Origin of the sequence: Flavobacterium nitrogenifigens (assembly GCF_003254565.1) — a bacterium.
In the GTDB taxonomy this organism is placed as follows: Bacteria; Bacteroidota; Bacteroidia; order Flavobacteriales; family Flavobacteriaceae; genus Flavobacterium; species Flavobacterium nitrogenifigens.
This window is the reverse complement of record NZ_QJRI01000083.1, coordinates 1-413: the sequence shown is the minus strand read 5'-3', so window position 1 is coordinate 413 and position 413 is coordinate 1. Positions and strand designations below refer to the sequence as shown.

Genomic DNA, 413 nt, shown 5'->3' with positions numbered 1-413 from the left:
GCGATAGCTATACCTGGCCGGCAAATGGCACTACCTATACAGCTTCTGGAAATTATACCTATTCTTTGGGATGCGACACCAAGACTTTAGCATTAACGATCACTAATTCTACAGGTTCTACGCAAACTGAAACTGCTTGCGATAGCTATACCTGGCCAGTAAATGGCACTACCTATACAGCTTCTGGAAATTACACCTATTCTTCAGGCTGCGACACCAAGACTTTAGCATTAACAATCACTAATTCGACAGGTTCTACGCAAACCGAAACCGCTTGCGATAGATATACCTGGCCTGTAAATGGCACTACCTATACAGCTTCTGGAAATTATACCTATTCTTCGGGCTGCGACACCAAGACTTTAGCATTAACGATCACTAATTCTACAAGTTCTACGCAGACTGAAACCGCT

The 413-nt window shown here is 43.3% G+C and carries 1 protein-coding gene; it reads left to right on the top strand.

The genetic code is table 11. The features are described 5' to 3' along the window. A partial coding sequence (locus DM397_RS00355) for a hypothetical protein (protein ID WP_204251847.1) occupies positions 1-413 on the top strand: 413 nt, incomplete at both ends.